We start from the raw sequence: 18256 nt of genomic DNA on the forward strand, positions 1-18256 counted from the left end.
CATGATCGTCAGACTAGCTCGCCAAGAGCCTCTCTTGCCGATCTCGTGGCATCGCGAACCCGCAAGGTGATCATTTGTCAGACACGGCCTAGTCCCTTCGGTTTGGTTCCTCTGACTCCTTCGGCGGGCGGGGCCCCGCTACACCGACGTGGTGGCCGCGTGCAGCACGAAGTACAGCGTGACCGCCGCGTTGGCCGAGGACAGGGCCGAGACCGTCGTGCCGAAGGCGGCACCCCAGGCGGCCAGGCCGGCGGCCGTGCGGACCGGCGGCCAGGCGCGGCCCGTCGGGGCCGGGCGCATCAGGGCGGCGACCCGCCGGGGCACCGGGCCCACCGCCGCCAGGGCGGGGAGCGTGGCGGCGGGCGCGCGCGGGGCGAGCAGCGCGGCCCTGCCGATCGCCCGGGCCACGGTGCGGCGGCTGCCGACCTCGGCCGCCGCCGCCTCGTCGGCCCACCGCTCGGCGGTGTACGCGACGGCGGTGCGCAGCGGGCGCAGGAACGGATTGGCGCGGGCCGCCAGATGGACCGTGAGCAGGTACCGGTGGTGACGGGCGTCCAGATGGGCCCGCTCGTGGGCGAAGAGGGCCCGGCGCTCGGCGGACCCGAGCCCGGCGAGCATGCCGGTGCTGACCACGACCCGGCCCCGCCCCCGGCCGGGCCCGTGCCCGCGACCGCCGGGGAGCGCGTACGCGTACGGGGTGCGGTCCGGCAGCACCGCGACGGACGTCGGCGGCAGCCCCGCGAGCGCGCCCGCCGCCCGGCGGCGCACCCGCGCCTGCCGCAGGGCGGCGACGGCGCAGGAGACGAGGACGACGAGGAGCGCGGGGATGGCCGCCCGGCCCGCGACCCCGTCGTACGGGACGGCCGCGCGGACGTCGGGGTCCGACCAGCCGTCGGGGAGCGGGTTGCCCGGCAGTTGAGCGGTGCCCACGATCACGAGCAGTCCGAGGCAGAGCGTGCTGCACACGGCGGAGACGCCGGCGACGGCGGCGAGCAGCCGGGTCGCGGTGCGCGGGTGGAGCCGCTGCTCGGCGAGGCGGGCGACCGGCCACGCGGTGAGCGGAAGGACCAGGGGAAGGAAGACGAAGACTCCCATGGGGTCAGCCTTCCTCCTCCCCGGCCTCCGGGGAGGGGAATTCGGCCTCCGGAGAGAGGAATTCCGCCTCAGGGGAGAAGAGTTCGGCCTCCGGGGAGAGGAGTTCACGGAGGAGCCGCTCGTCGTTCGGCGAGAGTGCGGTCACGAAGCTGGCCAGGACCGCCTGCCGGTCCGCCTCGGCGTCCAGGACCTTCCGCATCCGCAGGGCGGCGAGCCCCGCCTCGTCCGCGACCGCCGTCCACCGGAAGGACCGGCCCGCGCGCTCGCGTTCGACGGCGCCCTTCGCCCGCAGACGGGTCAGGATGGTGATCACGGTGGTGTAGGCGAGGCCGCCGCCGAGGCGCTCGCGCACCCATGCCACGGGCACCGGCTCGGACGCCTCGCGCAGGACGGCGAGCACCTGGGCCTCCAACTCGCCCTGCCCACGCCTGCGGGCAGGGGGCTCCGCCCCGCCCTCGCTCCGGTCCGTCATGCCGCCGCCCTTCCGTTCCCGCCGCGCCCGCCGCGCCCGCCGCGCCCGGTGGCCCCGCCGCGCCCGGTGGCCCCGTCGGCCGCCCGTCCGGTCGGCAGGCCATCGTACTGAGCGGGCGGAGGAAGCCGTAGTACGTCCCGGGCCGCCCGTCCGCGCCGTCCGTCCCTCCCCGGCGTAAAGGAATTCGGGTAACCTCGCGGTGCCCGGGAAATTCACCGCCGGAATACCGGCGTGGGCGTCAATGGGTACCGGCACCCATGTTCCGCAGGCTTGCGACATGGGACGATGGGGTACTTTCACGACGCGAGGGCACGATTTCACGGCTCGGCGCGAGGGCGCGCACGCGAGAACACGCGGGCGCGAAAGCGCGAGCCGATCACGGGGGCCGAGGGGGCGCAGCGCATGGTTTGGTTTCTCGGATTCGGAATCGCGGGGCTGGTCGTCCTTGCCCTCTCCCTGGTTTTCGACGGCGTCCTGGAAGGCGTCGGCATCGGCGTGGACGGATTCCTGTCCCTCCCGGTGATCGCCGGTTTCGTCTCGGCCCTCGGGTTCACCGGGGCGATCGTCACCGGAGCCGCCGGTGCGGGCGCCGTCACCGCGACGCTCGCCGGGGTCGTCGCGGGCGCCCTGGTCGGCCGGCTGACCTGGCGGTTCAGCCGGGCGCTGCTGCGGGACGACGCGCCCGCGCCCCGGGGCGAGGACCTGACCGGGACGTCGGGCACGGTCGTCACGTCGATCCCCGCCGTCGGCTACGGCGAGGTCCTGCTGTACCTGGGCGGGCAGCCGGTGAAGTACGCGGCGAAGGCCGCCGCGCCCGTGGCGCGGGGCGCCGAGGTGTGGGTGGAGTCCGTCCTCTCCTCGACGTCGGTCGCCGTCCGCCCCGTCGAGCGCTGATCCGGCCGCCTCTTTTCTCTTCGTTCCACTCCTTTTTCACCCACGTTCCACTCAAGGGGATTTCGCCATGAGTCCTGTACTGACAGCGGTCCTCGGGATCGTCGTCCTCGTCGTTCTGCTCGGTCTCGTCGTCGTCACCCGTTACAAGGTCGCCGGCCCCAGCGAGGCGTTCATCATCACGGGCCGGCGCGGCAAGCAGGCCACCGATCCCGCCACCGGGCGCGTCTTCACCGACAACAGCGGCCAGAAGGTCGTGGTCGGCGGCGGCGTGTTCGTCGTTCCGTTCGTGCAGCAGAAGTTCACCCTCGACCTCTCCAGCCGGCACATCCCCGTCGCGGTGCGCGGCGCGGTGACCCTGCGCGGCGTGAAGGCGAACCTGGAGGGCGTCGCGATCGTCAAGGTCGGCGGCACCGAGGACTCCATCCGGGCGGCCGCGCAGCGGTTCCTGATGCAGCAGGACGGCATCGTCGGCTTCACGCAGGAGGTGCTCTCCGGCGCGCTGCGCTCCATCGTGGGCCGCATGTCGGTCGAGGACATCATCCGCGACCGCGCCGCGTTCGCCGGCCAGGTCGCCGAGGAGGCCGAGGCCAGCCTGTCCGGCCAGGGCCTGGTCCTGGACGCCTTCCAGATCCAGGACATCACCACCGAGGGCTCCTACCTCGAAGACCTCGGACGCCCCGAGGCCGCCCGCGCCAAGCAGGAGGCGGACATCGCCGAGGCCGTCGCCCGCCGCGCCGCCGAGCAGGCCCGGCTGAAGGCGGAGGAGGAGATCGCCGTCGCGCAGCGGACCCTCTACCTGAAGCAGGCCGAGATCAAGGCGCAGACCGACGAGGCCGCCGCCCAGGCGAACGCCGCGGGCCCGCTCGCCGAGGCCGCCCGCCAGCAGGACATCCTCAGCGAGCAGGAGAAGGTCGCCGAGCGGCAGGCCGCGCTGACCGACCGCCAGCTCGACACCCAGGTCCGCAAGCCCGCCGACGCCGCCCGCTACCAGGCCGAGCAGGAGGCCGAGGCCCGCCGGATCGCCCTCGTCAAGCAGGCCGAGGCCGACGCCCAGCGCTCCCGGCTGACCGGTGAGGGCGAGAAGGCGCACCGCGCGGCCCTCGCCGACGCCGTACGGATCGAGGGCGAGGCCGAGGCCGCCGCCATCGCCGCGCGGGGCTCCGCCGAGGCCGAGGCGATGCGGAAGAAGGCCGACGCCTTCTCCCAGTACGGGGACGCGGCCGTCCTCCAGATGCTCGTCGAGGTCCTGCCGCAGGTCGTCGCCAAGGCGTCCGAGCCGCTGTCGGCCGTCGACAAGATGACGGTCATCTCCACCGACGGGGCGAGCCGGCTGTCCCGTACGGTCGCGGACAACGTCGCCCAGGGCGTGGAGCTGCTCTCCGCCACCACCGGAGTCGACCTGGCACAGCTGCTCCAGGGCATCACCCAGAAGCAGAAGTCGAACGGGGCGGAGTCGCGGGAGCCCCGGGGGAACCAGGGCGAGGCCGTCGAGATCACCGGCTGAGGAACAGTGGCGAAAGGCCCCGGGGGACCTGTCCCCCGGGGCCTCTCGCACGCTCACGACGTGGTGTCAGAGGCGGCCGGACGCCCCGCTCCCCGCCTCCACGTCGTCGCTGCCGGCCTTCGGGAGGTCCGCGGCGGACTCCGCGGGCACGGCCCCGTCCCCCGCGGCCGGAGTCGTCGGCGTGCCCCGGCGGCGGGTGAGGTGGGCGGCGATCGGCTCGGTGAAGCGGGCGGTGAGCGGCCCGATCACGACGAGGACCAGGACGTAGGCGGTGGCGAAGGGCCCCATCTGCGGCTGGACGCCGGCGCTGACGGCGAGTCCGGCGATGACGATGGAGAACTCGCCGCGCGCGACCAGCGTGCCGCCCGCCCGCCAGCGGCCCTTGGCCCCGATCCCGGCCCGGCGCGCGGCCCAGTAGCCGGTGGCTATCTTGGTCAGCGCGGTGACGATCGCCAGGGCGAGCGCCGGCAGGATCACCGGCGGGATGCTGGCGGGGTCGGTGTGCAGGCCGAAGAAGACGAAGAACACCGCGGCGAACAGGTCGCGCAGCGGGCTCAGCAGGGTGTGGGCGCCCTCCGCGACCTCGCCGGAGAGGGCGATGCCGACGAGGAACGCGCCGACGGCGGCGGAGACCTGGAGCTGCTGGGCGACACCGGCGACGAGCAGGGTCAGGCCGAGGACGACCAGGAGCAGCTTCTCCGGGTCGTCGCTGGAGACGAACCGGGAGATCAGGCGCCCGTACCGGAGGGCGACGAAGAGCACGAGCCCGGCCACGCCCAGGGCGAGCGCGAGCGTCACGCTGCCGGCGGCGAGGCCGACGCCGGCGAGCAGGGCCGTGACGATGGGCAGGTAGACCGCCATCGACAGGTCCTCCAGGACCAGGATGCTGAGGATCACCGGGGTCTCGCGGTTGCCGAGGCGTCCGAGGTCGCCGAGGACCTTGGCGATGACCCCGGACGAGGAGATCCAGGTGACGCCCGCCAGGACGACGGCGGCGACCGGTCCCCAGCCGAGCAGCAGCGCGGCGGCGGCGCCGGGCAGGGCGTTCAGGGTGAAGTCGACGAGCCCGGCCGGATACTGGGTCTTGAGGTTGGAGACGAGGTCGCTCGCCGTGTACTCGAGGCCGAGCATGAGCAGCAGGAGGACGACCCCGATCTCGGCGCCGATGGCGACGAACTCCTCGCTGGCGCCGAGCGGCAGCAGGCCGCCGTTGCCGAAGGCGAGCCCCGCGAGGAGGTAGAGCGGGATCGGGGAGAAGCTGAACCGGGCCGCGAAGCGGCCGAGCAGGCCCAGGCCGAGGATGATGGCGCCGAACTCGATCAGAAAGACAGCGGAATGCACCCTCCCCTCACTCCCGTCCGAGAATCGCGGCGGCGGCGTCGACACCCTCGCGGGTGCCGATCACGATGAGCGTGTCGCCGCCCGCGAGCCGGAAGTCCGGCGTCGGGGACGGGATCGCCCCGGAGCGGCGCAGTACGGCCACGACGGAGGCGCCCGCCTCGGTGCGCATCCGGGTGTCGCCGAGCACGCGCCCGTTCCAGTACGCGTGCGCGGACAGCTCGATCCGTTCGGCGACGAGTCCCAGGTCCGTGGTGTGCAGGACGTTGGGGCTGTGGTGCGCGGGCATCAGCGCGTCGATCAGGGAGGCCGTCTCCCCCTCGGTGAGGTGGAGGGACTGGGCGCAGGCGTCGGGGTCGTCGGCCCGGTAGACGTTCACCGTCCGCGTTCCGTCGCGGTGCGCGATGACCGAGAGCGCGCGGTGCTCGCGGGTGGTGAAGTCGTACTGGACTCCGATGCCGGGCAGGGGTGTCGTTCTGGTCCGCGGGGCAGGCACTGGCCCGTCGCCTCCTGTCGTCGTGACCGGCGGCGGCCGGTCGGGGCCGGCCGCCGGCCTTTCGTGGAAAGGGATGCGCCGCAGGGGGGACGGCACCGTCCCGCGCCCCGCGGCCCCGTCATGGTGCCATCCGCGGGGAGACGCGGAACATGGGTGTCAGCACGGATGGACAGAACCCCGGCAAAACGGTCAGGATGAGGCGGGGACACGGGTCCCGCCACGGGCCGGAGGGCGCCCGCGGTGAGCATCGGGCGGCCGGGCCGCGGCGCCGGGTCCGAGTCCGATTCGAGGAGAGGCGGGGCGGTGTCGCTGTACTGGCGCCTCTTCCTGCTGAACGCCGCGATCCTGGTCGTCGCCGTGCTGCTGCTCTTCGGTCCCGTCACGGTCTCCACCCCGGTCCTGGTGGGCGAGGCGGTCGTCCTCGTGGCCGGTCTGGCGGCGATGCTCGCCGCCAACGCCTTCCTGCTGCGGGTGGGCCTCGCGCCGCTCCAGCGGCTCACCCGGGTGATGCGGACGGCGGACCTGCTGAGGCCCGGCCGGCGCGCGGAGGTGACGGGGCGCGGCGAGATCGCCGACCTGACCCGTACGTTCAACACGATGCTCGACCGGCTGGAGGCCGAGCGGGCCGCGAGCAGCGCCCGGGTGCTCTCCGCGCAGGAGGCCGAGCGGCGGCGGATCGCGCGGGAGCTGCACGACGAGGTGGGGCAGACCCTCACCGCCGTACTGCTCCAGCTCAAGCACTCCGCCGACCACGCCCCCGCCGGTCTGCGGGCCGAGCTGCTCCAGGCGCAGGAGACCACCCGGGGCAGCCTGGACGAGATCCGGCGGATGGCGCGGCGGCTGCGGCCGGGCGTCCTGGAGGAGCTGGGGCTGCACAGCGCGCTCAGGTCGCTGGCGTCGGAGTTCTCCACGCGCGGTCTGACGGTGCGGCCCCGGATCGACGCCGGTCTGCCGAAGCTCGACCACGAGACGGAGCTGGTGCTCTACCGGGTGGCGCAGGAGGGCCTGACCAACACGGCCCGCCACTCCGGGGCGAGCCGTGTCGACCTGCGGCTGCGGCTCCTGCCCGGGGGCGGGGTGGGACTGCTCGTACGGGACGACGGGCGGGGCGTCGGGAACGCGCCCGAGGGCGCCGGGCTGCGGGGCATGCGCGAGCGGGCCCTGCTGATCGGCGCGGAACTGACGGTGAGCGGCGGGCGGGACGGGGGGACGGAGGTCCGCCTGGACACGAGGGGCGGCGCGGGGGTCCGTACGGACCCGGAGAGCGGCCTGGAGGAGGGAGCGTCATGACCGGAGCACGACCGACGCGGATCCTGCTCGCGGACGACCACGCCCTGGTGCGCAACGGGGTGCGGCTGATCCTCGACGCCGAGCCGGACCTCACGGTCGTCGCCGAGGCCTCGGACGGGGCGGAGGCCGTCGCCCTGGCCCGTTCCGAGCGGATCGACCTGGCCGTCCTCGACATCTCCATGCCCCGCCGGACGGGACTCCAGGCGGCCCGCGAACTCAGCCGCCTCCAGCCGGAGCTGAGGATCCTGATCCTCACGATGCACGACAACGAGCAGTACTTCTTCGAGGCGCTCAAGGCCGGGGCGAGCGGCTACGTCCTGAAGTCCGTGGCCGACCGCGACCTGGTGGAGGCGTGCCGGGCGGCGGTGCGCGACGAGCCGTTCATCCACCCCGGCGCCGAGACCGCCCTGATCCGCACCTACCTCGACCGTGCGGAACAGGGCAGAACCCTGCCCGACAAGGCCGTCACCGAACGCGAGGAGGAGATCCTCAAGCTCGTCGCGGAGGGCCACAGCTCCAAGGAGATCGCGGACCTCCTCGTCATCAGCCCCAAGACCGTCGAACGCCACCGCGCCAACCTCCTCCAGAAACTGGGCATGCGCGACCGTCTCGAACTGACTCGTTATGCGATCCGGGTGGGGTTGATCGAGCCGTAGGGGCGGCCTCTCTCCGACGCCGGTCAGACGCCGACGTGCAGGACGCAGATGTCGTCGCGGCGGGCGGCCGGGTCGACGAACGCCTCCAGGACGGCGTCCAGGGGCCGCGGGCCGTCGCCGAGTTCGGCCACCGTGCGGGCCAGGCGGTCGAGGCCGTCGTCGAGGAGGACGCCGGGGGCCTCGACCAGGCCGTCGGTGAAGAACAGCAGGTGGTCGCCCGGTAGCAGGCGGACGGCGGACGAGTCGTAGCGCGGCGAGATCGTGGCGCCCAGGAGGACGCCGTGGGGCGACGGCAGGTAGCGGGCCTCCCCGTCGCGCAGGAGCAGGGGCGGCAGGTGGCCGGCCTGCACCCAGGTGAGGATGCCCGAGGTGGGCTCGTAACGGCCCATGATCATCGTGGCCGTGCTGTAGGCGCGGTCCGCGCTGTGCCACAGGAGGGTGTTGAGCCGGGAGAGGATCGTGGCGAGCGGGGTCCCGGTGATGGCCATGCCCTTGGCGGTGAAGCGCAGCTGGGCCATCGTGGCCACGGCGTCGAGCCCGTGGCCGGCGACGTCGCCGACGACGAGCAGGGCGCTGCCGTCGGGCAGTTCGATGGCGCTGTACCAGTCGCCCCCGACGTTGAGCCCTTGCTGGAGGGGCTGGTAGGCGACGTCGACGGTGAGGCCGGACAGGCGCAGCGACTGCTGGGGAAGGGGCAGCAGGGCGTGCTGGAGCCGGGCGGCGAGGGCGCGTTCGGTCGTCAGCGTCTCCTGCTGCGCCAGGGCGGCCCGCTCGCGTTCGAGGAGCTGTTCCTGGGTCCGTTTCACGGCGGTGAGGTCCTGGAAGAAGCCGTGGACCTCGACCGGCGAGCCGTGGGCGTCCGCCTCGGCCTCCGCGACGATCCGGAGGTGCCGGACCTCCCCGCGCGGGGTGGTGACGCGGAAGGTGTGGTCGATGGACCGCCCGTCCCCGAGGAGGCGCCGCACCTCGTCGCCCAGGGCGGGCAGGTCCTCGGCCAGGACGTGCCGGGGCAGCTCCTCCAGGCTCATCGGGCCGAGGGAGGGGTCGCGGGCGAAGATGTCGTAGACCTGTTCCGACCAGGTGATGACGTCGCGGACGAGGTCCCAGTTGGCCCAGCCCATGTTTCCCAGGCGCTGCATCACCTCCAGGCGGCGCTGCTCGCGCTCGCCGCCGTCGAGCCGCACCCAGGAGACGATCAGCCCGCCCTGGCAGGGCGTGGCGCGGACGGCGAACCGGGAGAGGCGGGGGATGCCGGCGAGCACTTCCTCGTACTCGAAGGGCTCTCCTTCGTGGCGGACGCCGTCCGTGAGCGCTTCGAGATAGCCGCGCCACAGGTCCGTGCCGAGCACGCTCGGGTACGTCTCCAGGACGTCGAGCCCCACCAGCTCCTTGCCCCTGCGGCCGCCGACGTCCAGCGCGTCGGGCGAGGCCGCGGCGATCCGGAAGTCCTCGACCCCGCCGTCCGCCCCGTGCCTCGGCACGAGGAAGATCGCGGAGCCGGGCAGCCCGTCGAGCACCTGCTGGACCGCGGAGGCCGTGAGAACGGGCGGACACGCGTCCGCGTCCACCACCGCCGACTGCCGCCGGGCCACGTAACGCCCCGACGAGAAGACGGAGCCCTCACCGGCCGTACGGGAGAGCGCGGCGGCTCCCCCGAAGCCGCCACTTCCCGGCTCAGGCACGTCCGGCTCGTCGCGGCTACCCGTCATGGGACGAGCATGCCACGAACGGCTCCCGTCATTCCCGGCCGTTCCATGCCCGTCACCCGGTTCCGGGAAAGGGTGCGGCCGCCGGTCCGGCGCGCCACCGGTCCGGGGGCGGGCGCGTGCGGCGTGGGCGTGGGTCCGGGCGATCAGTGGTTGCATGTCCGCATGGCAGACAACGACGAGGCCCCCGCCCGCTTCAAGGACCTGGCGCTCGACGCCGCCGACCACCAGGCGCTGGCCGACTGGTGGTGCGAGGCGATCGGGTACGAGCGCGGTCCGACGGACGACGGGAGCACGCGCCCGCTCGACGAGCCGGTCCCGATCGTGGACCGGGACGGGGACGGGCCGCTCATCTGGATCAATCCGGTGCCGGAGAAGGGGAGGGCGAAGAGTCACATGCACTTCGACGTGTGGGGGGACCCCGACCGGCTCGTGGCCCTGGGCGCGACCGTGGTCCGGGAGCGCGACGAGGAGATCGAGTGGCACGTGTTGGCCGATCCGGAGGGCAACGAGTTCTGCGTCTTCGTCTGATCCCGGGCCCGGGAGGGCGGACGGGGGCCGCGGCCCGCACGGCACGTTCCGAACACCGCGCGTCCCGTTCGTCCGCCCGGCGGGGCCCGACCGGCGGACCGGGGGCGGACGGGACGCGGTGCCCCCGGTCCCCCGGGGCCGGCGCGGTTCCGGGCGTTCCCGTGCTTCTGGCCTCGTCCGCCGGGGTCTCCGGGGTCACCGCCGGTTCGGGACGGAGCTCATCGAGCGGCGCGCACCCGGTCGACGATCGCTTCCCGGGTGATGCCGTTGCGCTCCAGCAGATGGGTCTGTCCTCCGTGACCGGCCGCGAAGGCGTCGGGCACGGCCACCCTGGAGACGCGGCAGCCCGGTCCCCGCTCGGCGACGGTCTCGGCGACCGCCGAGCCGAGGCCGCCGGCCGCCCAGTGCTCCTCGACGGTGACGATGTGGCGGGTGGCGCGGGCCGCGGCGTGCACCGCCTCGGTGTCCAGCGGCTTGACGGTGTGCATGTTGAGCACGCCCGCCTCGATGCCGTGGGCCGCCAGCTCCGCGGCGGCCTCGAGGGCGAGGAGCACCGGGTAGGGGCCGGTGGCGATCAGGGTGACGTCGTCACCGTCGCGCAGCCGCTGCGCCTCTCCGATGCGCAGCGGCGGCAGGTCCGGGCCCAGGTCGGGGGTGCCCCCACGGCCGAGGCGCAGGTACACCGGGCCCGGCAGGTCGACACTGGCCCGCACCAGCTCCTCGGTGGCGGCCGCGTCGGCGGGCACCAGGACGGTCATGTTCGGCAGCAGCCGCATCACCGCGAGGTCTTCGAGGGAGTGGTGGGTGGAACCCAGGTGGCCGGCGGACAGGCCGGCATGGGTGGCGGCGATGCGCACCGGGAGGTTGTTGAGGGCGATGTCGAGCTTCACGGCCTCGACGGCACGGGTGGCGGCGAAGGTGGCCATCGTGTTGACGTAGGGGATGCGGCCCGACCGCGCCAGGCCCGCGGCGGCGCCCATCATGTTCTGCTCGGCGATGCCGAGGTTGATGTAACGGCCCGCCGCGGCGCCCCAGTCCACCCCCGAGAACAGGCCGGTGTCGCTGTCGAGGCAGGTCAGCCGCTCGTCCTGGGCGAGGAGCCCGGCCAGCGTGTCGCGGTAGACCTCGCGGGCCGGCCGCGGGGCGGGGGCCGGCATGGGCGCGGGCAGAGGTTCCATGGTGGCCGTGGTCATGCCGTCGTCTCCGCTCGTTTGGCCTGGGCGCGCAGCACGGCGGCCGCGCGCTTGTGCTGTTTGCCCGCGAGCCGGGCGTAGTGGCTGCGGGCCTGGCCCTCGATGTACGGCAGTCCCATGCCCTTGACCGTGTGGCAGATGACGGCCGTGGGCCTGCCCGGCGCGTGCGGGGCGCCGGAGAGGGCTTCCAGCAGCTGGGCGGTGTCGTGCCCGTCGACCTCGATCACGTGCCAGCCGAAACTGCGCCATCGGTCGCCGAGCGGTTCGAGGCCCGCGTTGTTCTCCGTGGAGCCGGTGATCTGGAGCCCGTTGCGGTCCACCACCGCGACCAACCGGTCCAGGCCGTGGGTGGAGGCGGCCATGGCCGCCTCCCACACCGAGCCCTCCTGCAGCTCGCCGTCTCCGGTGATCACGAAACAGCGCCGGTCGTCGGCGGACAGTTTCATGTCGAGGGCGAAGCCCACGCCGAGGCTGAGCCCGTGGCCGAGCGAGCCGGTGGGCATCTCCACTCCGGGCACCGCGGGGTTGGGGTGGGCGGTGAGCGGTCCGTCGGGCGTCCCGTAGTCCGCCAGCCACTCCTGGGGGAAGAAGCCGCGCTCGGCCAGCGCCGCGTACAGGCCGATCGCGCCGTGTCCCTTGCTCAGGACCAGCAGGTCGCGGTCGGCCGCCCGCGGATCGGCCGGGTCGAGACGCAGCACCGAGTGGTAGAGCGTCACCAGGATCTCCGCCAGTGACATGGACCCGCCCAGGTGGCCGCCCTCGGGGTTGGCGCACATGTCCACGATCAGTTCGCGGACGCGCTGGGCGTGGACGCGCAGCGCGTCCGGGCCGGCCGGGGAGGAGGTCGACGACGTCATGGGCATCAAGGCGCACCGCCGGTGTCGGAAGCGGACGGGGAGGGGGCGAGGGCGAGATGCCGCCGGGGGGCGAGCCGGCCGCTCAGTTCGAGCAGTGCGCGGGTCAGGACCTCGATGCCGCGCAGGTAGTCGTTCAGTTCGATGTGCTCGTTGTCCGCGTGGTCGAGAGCGCTGTCCCCCGGGCCGTACGTGGCCATCGGGACGTCCCACTTCACCGCGAGGGTGTTCATGTCGGACGTGCCCGTCTTCACCTTCGCCACGGGGCGCGCCCGGAGTTCCCGGATCGCCCCGGTCAGGGCGCGCACCACGGGATCGGTGCGACCGACGCGACAGGCGCCCACCTCGTTGATCACGGTGAGCTCGCCGTGCGGCAGCCGGGCGGCGAACCGGTCGACGAGGTCCTGCCAGTCGTAGCCGGGGGGCGTGCGGATGCTGAACTCGGCCTCCGCGTCGGTCAGGTCGCCCCGAACGGACACCAGGGTGGGCCCGGGGGTGTCGAACCCGGCGTGACTCGCCTCCGGACCGAGCACGTCGAGCAGGACCGTCCACGCCTCGCAGGCCAGTTCCGAGGCCTTGGGGGTCGGGTTGCTGGGGTGGGTCGGCTCGCACTCGACGCGGTAGCGCAGGTCGAGCTTGCCCTTGTAGCCGAGGACGACGGTCTCCCAGCCGCTGGGTTCACCGATGATCAGCGCGTCGGGACGGTCGTGCGTGTCGCGGATGTGGGTGGCCCCCCGGGACAGCGGGGTCTCCTCCTCCACGGCGCCGACCACCACGATCCGGCCGCGGAAGTCCACCGCGCCGGCCGCCGCGTTGATCATGGTGGCCAGGGGTGCCTTGGCGTCCACGGCTCCCCTGCCGTAGAGCCGGTGGCCCTCCAGGCGCACGGGGATGTCACCGGGCACCGTGTCCATGTGGCCCAGGAGCATCACGGTCGGGCCCGGTCCGCGATCGATCTCGCCGACCGCGTTGCCGGCCGCGTCGATGTGGGCGGTGAAGCCGAGCTCCCGCATGGTGTTCACCAGGTGGGTGGCGAGTCCGGCCTCTCCGTACGACGGCGAGGGGATCTCCAGCATGCTGCGCAGCAGCCCGATCGCGTACGCCTCGGAGCGCATGCCCGCGTCGTCGACCGTCGTCATCGCGCGGCTCCGACCAGGGACGGCCCGGTCGAGGGCGCGGTGCCGACGACGATCTCGGTGGCCTTGCCCGCGAGGGCCGCGCGCACCGGATCCCGGCGCCGGCCGTCGGCGACGAGGACCCGGCCCACGCCGCCCTGCAGCGCCTCGCGGGCCGCGATCAGCTTGAGTCCCATGCCGCCGCCCGTGAACGGCGGCGGGCCCGAGGGCGGGACGGCGCACACGGACAGCACCGAGTCCTCGTCGTCCGGGTCGGCGAGCACGCCGGGCGCCCCGGTCAGCAGGACCAGGGTGTCGGCCCGCAGGCCGGCCGCCACGGCGGCGGCGGCCCGGTCCGCGTCGGTGTTGACCGGCCGGCCGTCCTCCGCGACGGCGGGCGGCGAAACGACCGGAACGTGCTCCTGCGACAGGAGCAGGTCCAGCAGCGCCGTGTTCACCCCGGTGATCCGGCCGCTGTGGTCGTCGCGGACGACGACCTTGCGGCCGTCGACCAGGGCCCGCTGCCCGCTCTTGCGGCGCGCCCGCAACAGACCGGCGTCGAGACCGGTCAGGCCGACGGCGCTGACGCCCTCGGCCGCGAGAGCCCTCGTCAGCCGGGGCTTGGCGATCCCGGCGAGCGCCAGGTGCACCACTTCCAGCATGGCGGCGTCGGTGTACCGGGCCGACACCCCGTCCGGGGCGGTCAGGCGCCGCGAGGGCACGTCCAGGCGCGTGGCCAGGGACTCGATGTCGGCCGAACCGCCGTGGACCAGCACCACGGGGAGCCGGCGCTCGTGCCTGAGCGCGGCGATGTCCTTGCACACGGCCTGTGGATCCACGGCACCGTGGCCGCCGCACTTCACCACAATGGTCTGTTGCATTCTCGTCGTCCCCTGCCTCGATTGGACTCTTGCTCCCGGGTCGCCACCGGGTGGCTTCCGGGCCGCGAACGGTCAGTTCGGGTGCAGACCGAAGAACTCAAGGCCGGTCTCGTCCGGCCAGCCGTAGCGCACGTTCAGGCACTGCACGGCATTGCCCGCGCCTCCCTTGACCAGGTTGTCGAGGGCTCCGACCAGGGTGGCCCAGGTGCCGTGCGGGTCGACGACGAAACCCACGTCGCAGAAGTTCGAACCGGACAGGATCTTCGGTTCCGGCAGCCGGTAGGCACCCCGCTTGTAGGCCACCGTCCGTACGAACGGTTCGCCGTCGTACGCCTTGCGGTACGCGCCGCGCAGATCGGCCTCCCGCACCCCGTCGGCCAGCTGTACGCGGCACAGCACCTGCACTCCGCGCACCGCCTCCACGCCGGTCGCGGTCATCCGCACCGGCAGGCCGGTGGACTGGGCGATCTCCGCCTCGTGCCGGTGGCTCGTCGGCGCGAACAGCCTCATGGCTCCGCTCCGTTCGGCGTGCAGGTTGGCCGGGCCGGCCGAGACGCCCGAGCCGCTGGAGCCGGTGCGCGCGTCCACGGCGACCTCGCCCGTGAGCAGACCGGCCTCGGCCAGCGGCCGCACCGCCAGGATGCCGGCGGTCGCCATGCAGCCGGGCACCGAGATCCGGTCGCTGGTCCGCAGTTCGTCGCGGTGCCACTCGGGCAGGCCGGTGGTGAACGTCCCGATGAGCTCGGGCGCGGTGTGCGGGGTCTCGTAGTAGTCGGCGAACACCCGGGGGTCCCGCAGCCGGAAGTCGCCCGACAGGTCGATGACCGTGTCGGCCAGTTCCAGGTGGCCGGCCATGGCGCCCATGGTGCGCTTGTGCGGCAGGGCGAGGAACAGCACGTCGTACGAGTCCCTCCGCTCCGGCAGCGCGTCGTGCGGCACGAAGGTCAGGTCGGTGCGCCCGCGCAGGTTCGGGTGCGCGCTGTCCAGGCGACGGCCGGCGAGGGAGTCGGACGTGGCCAGGGCGACCTCGACCCGCGGGTGGCCGATCAGCAGGCGCAGCAGTTCGCCGCCGATGTAACCCGATCCGCCCGCAACAGCTACTCGAAGCATGACTGAGCCCTCACAAACAGGTGGTCGACGATGCGGTCGGCGACCGGGCGCTCCGGTCCGACGGCCCGCTGGAAGCCGGAGAACTCCACGCCGTGGTTGACTTCGAGGACGAGCAGTCGTCCTTCGGCGTCCTCGACGAGGTCGACGCCGGCGATGTCGGCGTGGACGCTCTGCGCCGCCCCCACCGCCAGCTTGACCATCTCCTCCGTGGGTTCGCAGGGCGTGGTCTCGGCGCCCCGGGCCACGTTGGTGCGCCACTCGTCGCTGCGCCGGTACACGGCGCCGAGCACCTCGTCGCCCACGACGATCACCCTGATGTCACGGTCCGGTTTGCGCACCAGTTCCTGGACGTAGACGATGTGCGCCGTGGGCGAGGGCAGCGCGGCGATGTACTCGAGCACCGTCCTGGCCGTCTCGGCGTCCGGCAGTTTGGAGACGAGGCGCCCCCAGGAACCGGTGAGCGGCTTCACGACGGCCGGATAGCCGATGGCCTCCAGCGCGTCGACGGCGGCTTCGGGTGTCAGCGCGAGCGCCGTGCGCGGAGTGGGCAGTCCGGCGTCGCGCAGCGCGACCGAGGTGCGGTACTTGTCACCGCACAGGTCGATCGCACGGGCCGAGTTGACGACGGTGGCGCCGGCCGCCTCCAGGGCACGTGCGGCGTACAGGGCACGCGCCTGGCCGATCTCCCGGTTCAGGACGATCGACCAGGGCACACCGCTCTCTTGCAGCCCTCGCCACAGTGCCCGGCTGTCGACGAACTCGTAGGATAGTCCACGCTGTTCGAGCGCTTCCAGGATGCGCTTCTCGTCGGCCCGCAGTCGTGAGGCGACCACCGCGACGGTCGCGGAAGACGCCGGGCGCGTGGCGAGGGTCACTCGCCCCAGTCCTCTTCGACCTCGGGGGCGAGCGCGACCCGCATCGGTTCGAGCGTGAGGACCTCCAGCTCGCTCGCGCAGTCGCCGCACTCGAGGATCTCGCCCACCTTGGGCTTCTCCGCGAGAGCCGTGGAGCCTTCGCATTCCGGACAGGTGACCATGCGATGTTCCTTTCCTCTGATCAGCTCTGGATCGCAGGACAGTAGATCCGTCCGGCGGTCCCCGGTGCGTCCATCGCGGCGATGAACGCGGGCCGGGTCTCCGTCGACGGCGCGGCACCGCCCGACCGGCCCGTGTCGACGTCCGGCCCCGTGGCGTCGACGCCACGTCGACTCCGCGTCGCTCTTTCGCCGCGCGGGCCGCGCTCTCCTTTACAGGGATCGGCGCGGCGTGACTGACTTGCCTCCGCCGATCGGCACGTGGAAATCCGCGAGCCCGTGGAGTCCGTGAAGGGATTTCTTGTGATCGACCCCGAAACCCAGCCGAACATCCTGGCGTTGTGGAGCGCTCCACGCAGTCGCTCCACCGCGTTCTTCCGCATGATGTGCGAACGCGGAGACTTCCAGGTACTGCACGAACCGTTCTCGTACCTCGCCGAATTCGGCGAGGTGGAGGTGGGCGGGGCCCGTCTCCGCAGCGAGCGGGAACTGCTGGCCGCACTGCGGGAGACAGGCGAGGCCGGCCCCCTGTTCTTCAAGGACACCACGGACGAGCGGTATGCCGGGGTCCTCGCCGACGAGCGTTTCCTCGCTCATGACGCGGTGCACACGTTCATCATCAGGCACCCGCGGGAGACGATCGCCTCGTACTACGCGGTGAACCCCGGGGTGAAGTGCCACCAGATCGGCTTCGAGGCCCAGTACGAGATATTCGAGGCCGTTTCCCGGAGCACCGGAAGAAAGCCCGTCGTCATCGACGGGAACGACCTCGCCGAGAAACCGGCGGCGACCGTCAGGGCCTACACGGAAGCGGTGTCGATCCCGTATCTGGAGAACGCGCTCAACTGGCGGCCGGAATCCCGGGAGGAATGGCGGCCGAGTGAGCGATGGCACTCCGACGCCAGCACGAGCAGCGGCTTCGCGGCCAGGACGAGGACCGATTACGTCGACGTCGAGACGCATCCCGTGCTGAGCGGCTACCTGGAGCACCATCTGCCCTTCTACGAGAGGCTCCACGCCCACCGGTTGGCGGTGTGACGACGGTGACCGCCATGACGACGCATCGGAACGTCTGCACGTGCTGGCCGGGTGCCACGGTGTGGCTGACCGGCCTGCCGAGCGCCGGCAAGACCACGATCGCGTACGAGCTGGCCGGACGGCTGCGCGCGGAGGGCCGCCGTGTGGAGGTGCTCGACGGCGACGAGATCCGCGCGTTCCTCTCGGCGGGCCTCGGCTTCAGCCGCGAGGACCGGCACGCCAACGTGCAGCGGATCGGCCTGGTCGCCGAGGTGCTCGCGCGGAACGGCATCCTCGCGATCGTGCCGGTGATCGCACCGTACGCGGACAGCCGCGAGGCGGTGCGCACACGTCACCTCACCTCGGGGACCTCCTACCTGGAGGTGCACGTGGCGACTCCGGTCGAGGTCTGTTCGGGACGCGACGTGAAGGGCCTGTACGCCAGGCAGGCGGCGGGCGAGATCAGCGGGCTCACCGGGGTCGACGACCCGTACGAGGCCCCCGAAGCCCCCGACCTGCGGATCGAGGCGCACCGGCAGACGGTGCAGGAGTCCGCCGCGGCGCTGCAGGCGCTGCTCGTCGAGAAGGAGTTGGCATGACCGCGGTCATTTCTGTACGGGAATCCACCGGCGGTTCGTTCGCGTTGTCGCACCTGGACTCCCTGGAGTCCGAGGCGGTGCACATCTTCCGTGAGGTGGCGGGGGAGTTCGAGCGGCCGGTGATCCTGTTCTCCGGCGGCAAGGACTCCATCGTCATGCTGCACCTGGCGCTGAAGGCGTTCGCGCCGGCGCCGGTGCCGTTCACGCTGCTCCACGTCGACACCGGGCACAACTTCCCCGAGGTCATCGACTACCGCGACCGCACCGTCGCCCAGCACGGCCTGCGGCTGCACGTCGCCTCCGTGCAGGAGTACATCGACGCCGGCAAGCTCCGCGAACGCCCCGACGGCACCCGCAACCCGCTGCAGACCGTGCCCCTGACCGAGGCCATCCAGCAGCACCGCTTCGACGCCGTCTTCGGCGGCGGGCGCCGCGACGAGGAGAAAGCCCGCGCCAAGGAACGCGTCTTCTC

Annotated in this window: 20 protein-coding genes; 8 read left to right on the forward strand and 12 right to left on the reverse strand. The window is 72.9% G+C overall.

Going from position 1 to position 18256, the window contains the following annotated elements:
- Positions 1–138: 138 nt before the first annotated feature.
- Positions 139–1095 (reverse strand): M56 family metallopeptidase, encoded by a 957-nt coding sequence (locus ACFY7E_RS32350; RefSeq protein WP_389491293.1) that lies wholly within the window; start codon positions 1093–1095, stop codon positions 139–141.
- Positions 1096–1099: 4 nt separating this feature from the next.
- Positions 1100–1567 (reverse strand): BlaI/MecI/CopY family transcriptional regulator, encoded by a 468-nt coding sequence (locus ACFY7E_RS32355; protein WP_389491295.1) that lies wholly within the window; start codon positions 1565–1567, stop codon positions 1100–1102.
- A 402-nt stretch (positions 1568–1969) separates the two neighbouring features.
- On the opposite strand from ACFY7E_RS32355, the gene ACFY7E_RS32360 reads away from it, so the two are divergent.
- Both ACFY7E_RS32360 and ACFY7E_RS32365 read left to right on the forward strand, forming a co-directional pair.
- Positions 1970–2461, forward strand: coding sequence for a hypothetical protein (locus ACFY7E_RS32360; protein ID WP_389491297.1), 492 nt, complete (start codon positions 1970–1972; stop codon positions 2459–2461).
- Positions 2462–2528: 67 nt separating this feature from the next.
- Positions 2529–3965: a flotillin family protein gene (locus ACFY7E_RS32365; RefSeq protein ID WP_389491299.1), complete on the forward strand. Its 1437-nt coding sequence runs from the start codon at positions 2529–2531 to the stop codon at positions 3963–3965.
- Between the two features lie 66 nt (positions 3966–4031).
- Here the strand turns inward: ACFY7E_RS32365 and ACFY7E_RS32370 are convergent, their stop codons facing one another.
- A complete protein-coding gene (locus tag ACFY7E_RS32370) occupies positions 4032–5306 on the reverse strand; it encodes a cation:proton antiporter (protein ID WP_389491302.1) in 1275 nt (424 codons plus the stop codon).
- A 7-nt stretch (positions 5307–5313) separates the two neighbouring features.
- Positions 5314–5799: a TrkA C-terminal domain-containing protein gene (locus ACFY7E_RS32375; protein WP_356547285.1), complete on the reverse strand. Its 486-nt coding sequence runs from the start codon at positions 5797–5799 to the stop codon at positions 5314–5316.
- A gap of 303 nt (positions 5800–6102) precedes the next feature.
- Here ACFY7E_RS32375 and ACFY7E_RS32380 point away from each other — a divergent pair, with 303 nt between their 5' ends.
- Positions 6103–7089 (forward strand): histidine kinase, encoded by a 987-nt coding sequence (locus ACFY7E_RS32380; RefSeq protein ID WP_389491306.1) that lies wholly within the window; start codon positions 6103–6105, stop codon positions 7087–7089.
- Positions 7086–7745, forward strand: coding sequence for a response regulator (locus ACFY7E_RS32385; RefSeq protein ID WP_389491309.1), 660 nt, complete (start codon positions 7086–7088; stop codon positions 7743–7745). The genes ACFY7E_RS32380 and ACFY7E_RS32385 overlap by 4 nt, the downstream gene beginning before the upstream one ends.
- A gap of 23 nt (positions 7746–7768) precedes the next feature.
- Here the strand turns inward: ACFY7E_RS32385 and ACFY7E_RS32390 are convergent, their stop codons facing one another.
- The gene (locus ACFY7E_RS32390) at positions 7769–9454 is read right to left on the reverse strand and encodes a PP2C family protein-serine/threonine phosphatase (RefSeq protein WP_389491312.1); all 1686 of its coding nucleotides are present in this window, start codon (positions 9452–9454) and stop codon (positions 7769–7771) included.
- 162 nt (positions 9455–9616) lie between these two features.
- Between ACFY7E_RS32390 and ACFY7E_RS32395 the strand changes: the two genes are divergently transcribed.
- Positions 9617–9982 carry a VOC family protein gene (locus ACFY7E_RS32395; protein WP_389491314.1) on the forward strand — a complete coding sequence of 122 codons (366 nt, stop codon included), beginning with the start codon at positions 9617–9619 and terminating at the stop codon, positions 9980–9982.
- 218 nt (positions 9983–10200) lie between these two features.
- Here the strand turns inward: ACFY7E_RS32395 and ACFY7E_RS32400 are convergent, their stop codons facing one another.
- From ACFY7E_RS32400 to ACFY7E_RS32430, 7 genes are all read right to left on the reverse strand, one after another.
- Positions 10201–11175 (reverse strand): transketolase family protein, encoded by a 975-nt coding sequence (locus tag ACFY7E_RS32400; protein ID WP_389491317.1) that lies wholly within the window; start codon positions 11173–11175, stop codon positions 10201–10203.
- Positions 11172–12032 (reverse strand): transketolase, encoded by an 861-nt coding sequence (locus ACFY7E_RS32405; RefSeq protein ID WP_389491319.1) that lies wholly within the window; start codon positions 12030–12032, stop codon positions 11172–11174. The genes ACFY7E_RS32400 and ACFY7E_RS32405 overlap by 4 nt, the downstream gene beginning before the upstream one ends.
- Positions 12033–12037: 5 nt before the next feature.
- Entirely contained in the window at positions 12038–13168 is a 1131-nt protein-coding gene (locus ACFY7E_RS32410; RefSeq protein WP_389491322.1) for a M20/M25/M40 family metallo-hydrolase, read from the reverse strand.
- Entirely contained in the window at positions 13165–14025 is an 861-nt protein-coding gene (locus tag ACFY7E_RS32415) for a [LysW]-aminoadipate kinase (RefSeq protein ID WP_389491324.1), read from the reverse strand. Before ACFY7E_RS32415 ends, ACFY7E_RS32410 begins: the two co-directional genes overlap by 4 nt.
- A gap of 72 nt (positions 14026–14097) precedes the next feature.
- The gene (gene argC / locus ACFY7E_RS32420; RefSeq protein ID WP_389491326.1) at positions 14098–15135 is read right to left on the reverse strand and encodes an N-acetyl-gamma-glutamyl-phosphate reductase; all 1038 of its coding nucleotides are present in this window, start codon (positions 15133–15135) and stop codon (positions 14098–14100) included.
- Positions 15123–16010 (reverse strand): lysine biosynthesis protein LysX, encoded by an 888-nt coding sequence (gene lysX / locus ACFY7E_RS32425; RefSeq protein ID WP_383435859.1) that lies wholly within the window; start codon positions 16008–16010, stop codon positions 15123–15125. Before lysX ends, argC begins: the two co-directional genes overlap by 13 nt.
- On the reverse strand, positions 16007–16171 hold the full coding sequence (locus ACFY7E_RS32430; RefSeq protein ID WP_389491329.1) for a lysine biosynthesis protein LysW: 165 nt from the start codon (positions 16169–16171) through the stop codon (positions 16007–16009). The genes lysX and ACFY7E_RS32430 overlap by 4 nt, the downstream gene beginning before the upstream one ends.
- A 258-nt stretch (positions 16172–16429) precedes the next feature.
- Here ACFY7E_RS32430 and ACFY7E_RS32435 point away from each other — a divergent pair, with 258 nt between their 5' ends.
- The 3 genes from ACFY7E_RS32435 to cysD all read left to right on the forward strand — a co-directional run.
- Positions 16430–17206, forward strand: coding sequence for a sulfotransferase family protein (locus tag ACFY7E_RS32435; protein WP_389491331.1), 777 nt, complete (start codon positions 16430–16432; stop codon positions 17204–17206).
- Positions 17207–17220: 14 nt separating this feature from the next.
- Complete coding sequence (cysC, locus tag ACFY7E_RS32440; protein ID WP_389491333.1) at positions 17221–17784, forward strand: adenylyl-sulfate kinase; 564 nt, start codon at positions 17221–17223, stop codon at positions 17782–17784.
- Positions 17781–18256 (forward strand): sulfate adenylyltransferase subunit CysD (gene cysD / locus ACFY7E_RS32445; protein WP_389491335.1); only part of this gene is annotated, 476 nt, incomplete at its 3' end. The genes cysC and cysD, both read left to right, overlap by 4 nt.

Source organism: Streptomyces sp. NPDC012825 (assembly GCF_042900925.1).
Classification (GTDB): domain Bacteria; phylum Actinomycetota; class Actinomycetes; order Streptomycetales; family Streptomycetaceae; genus Streptomyces.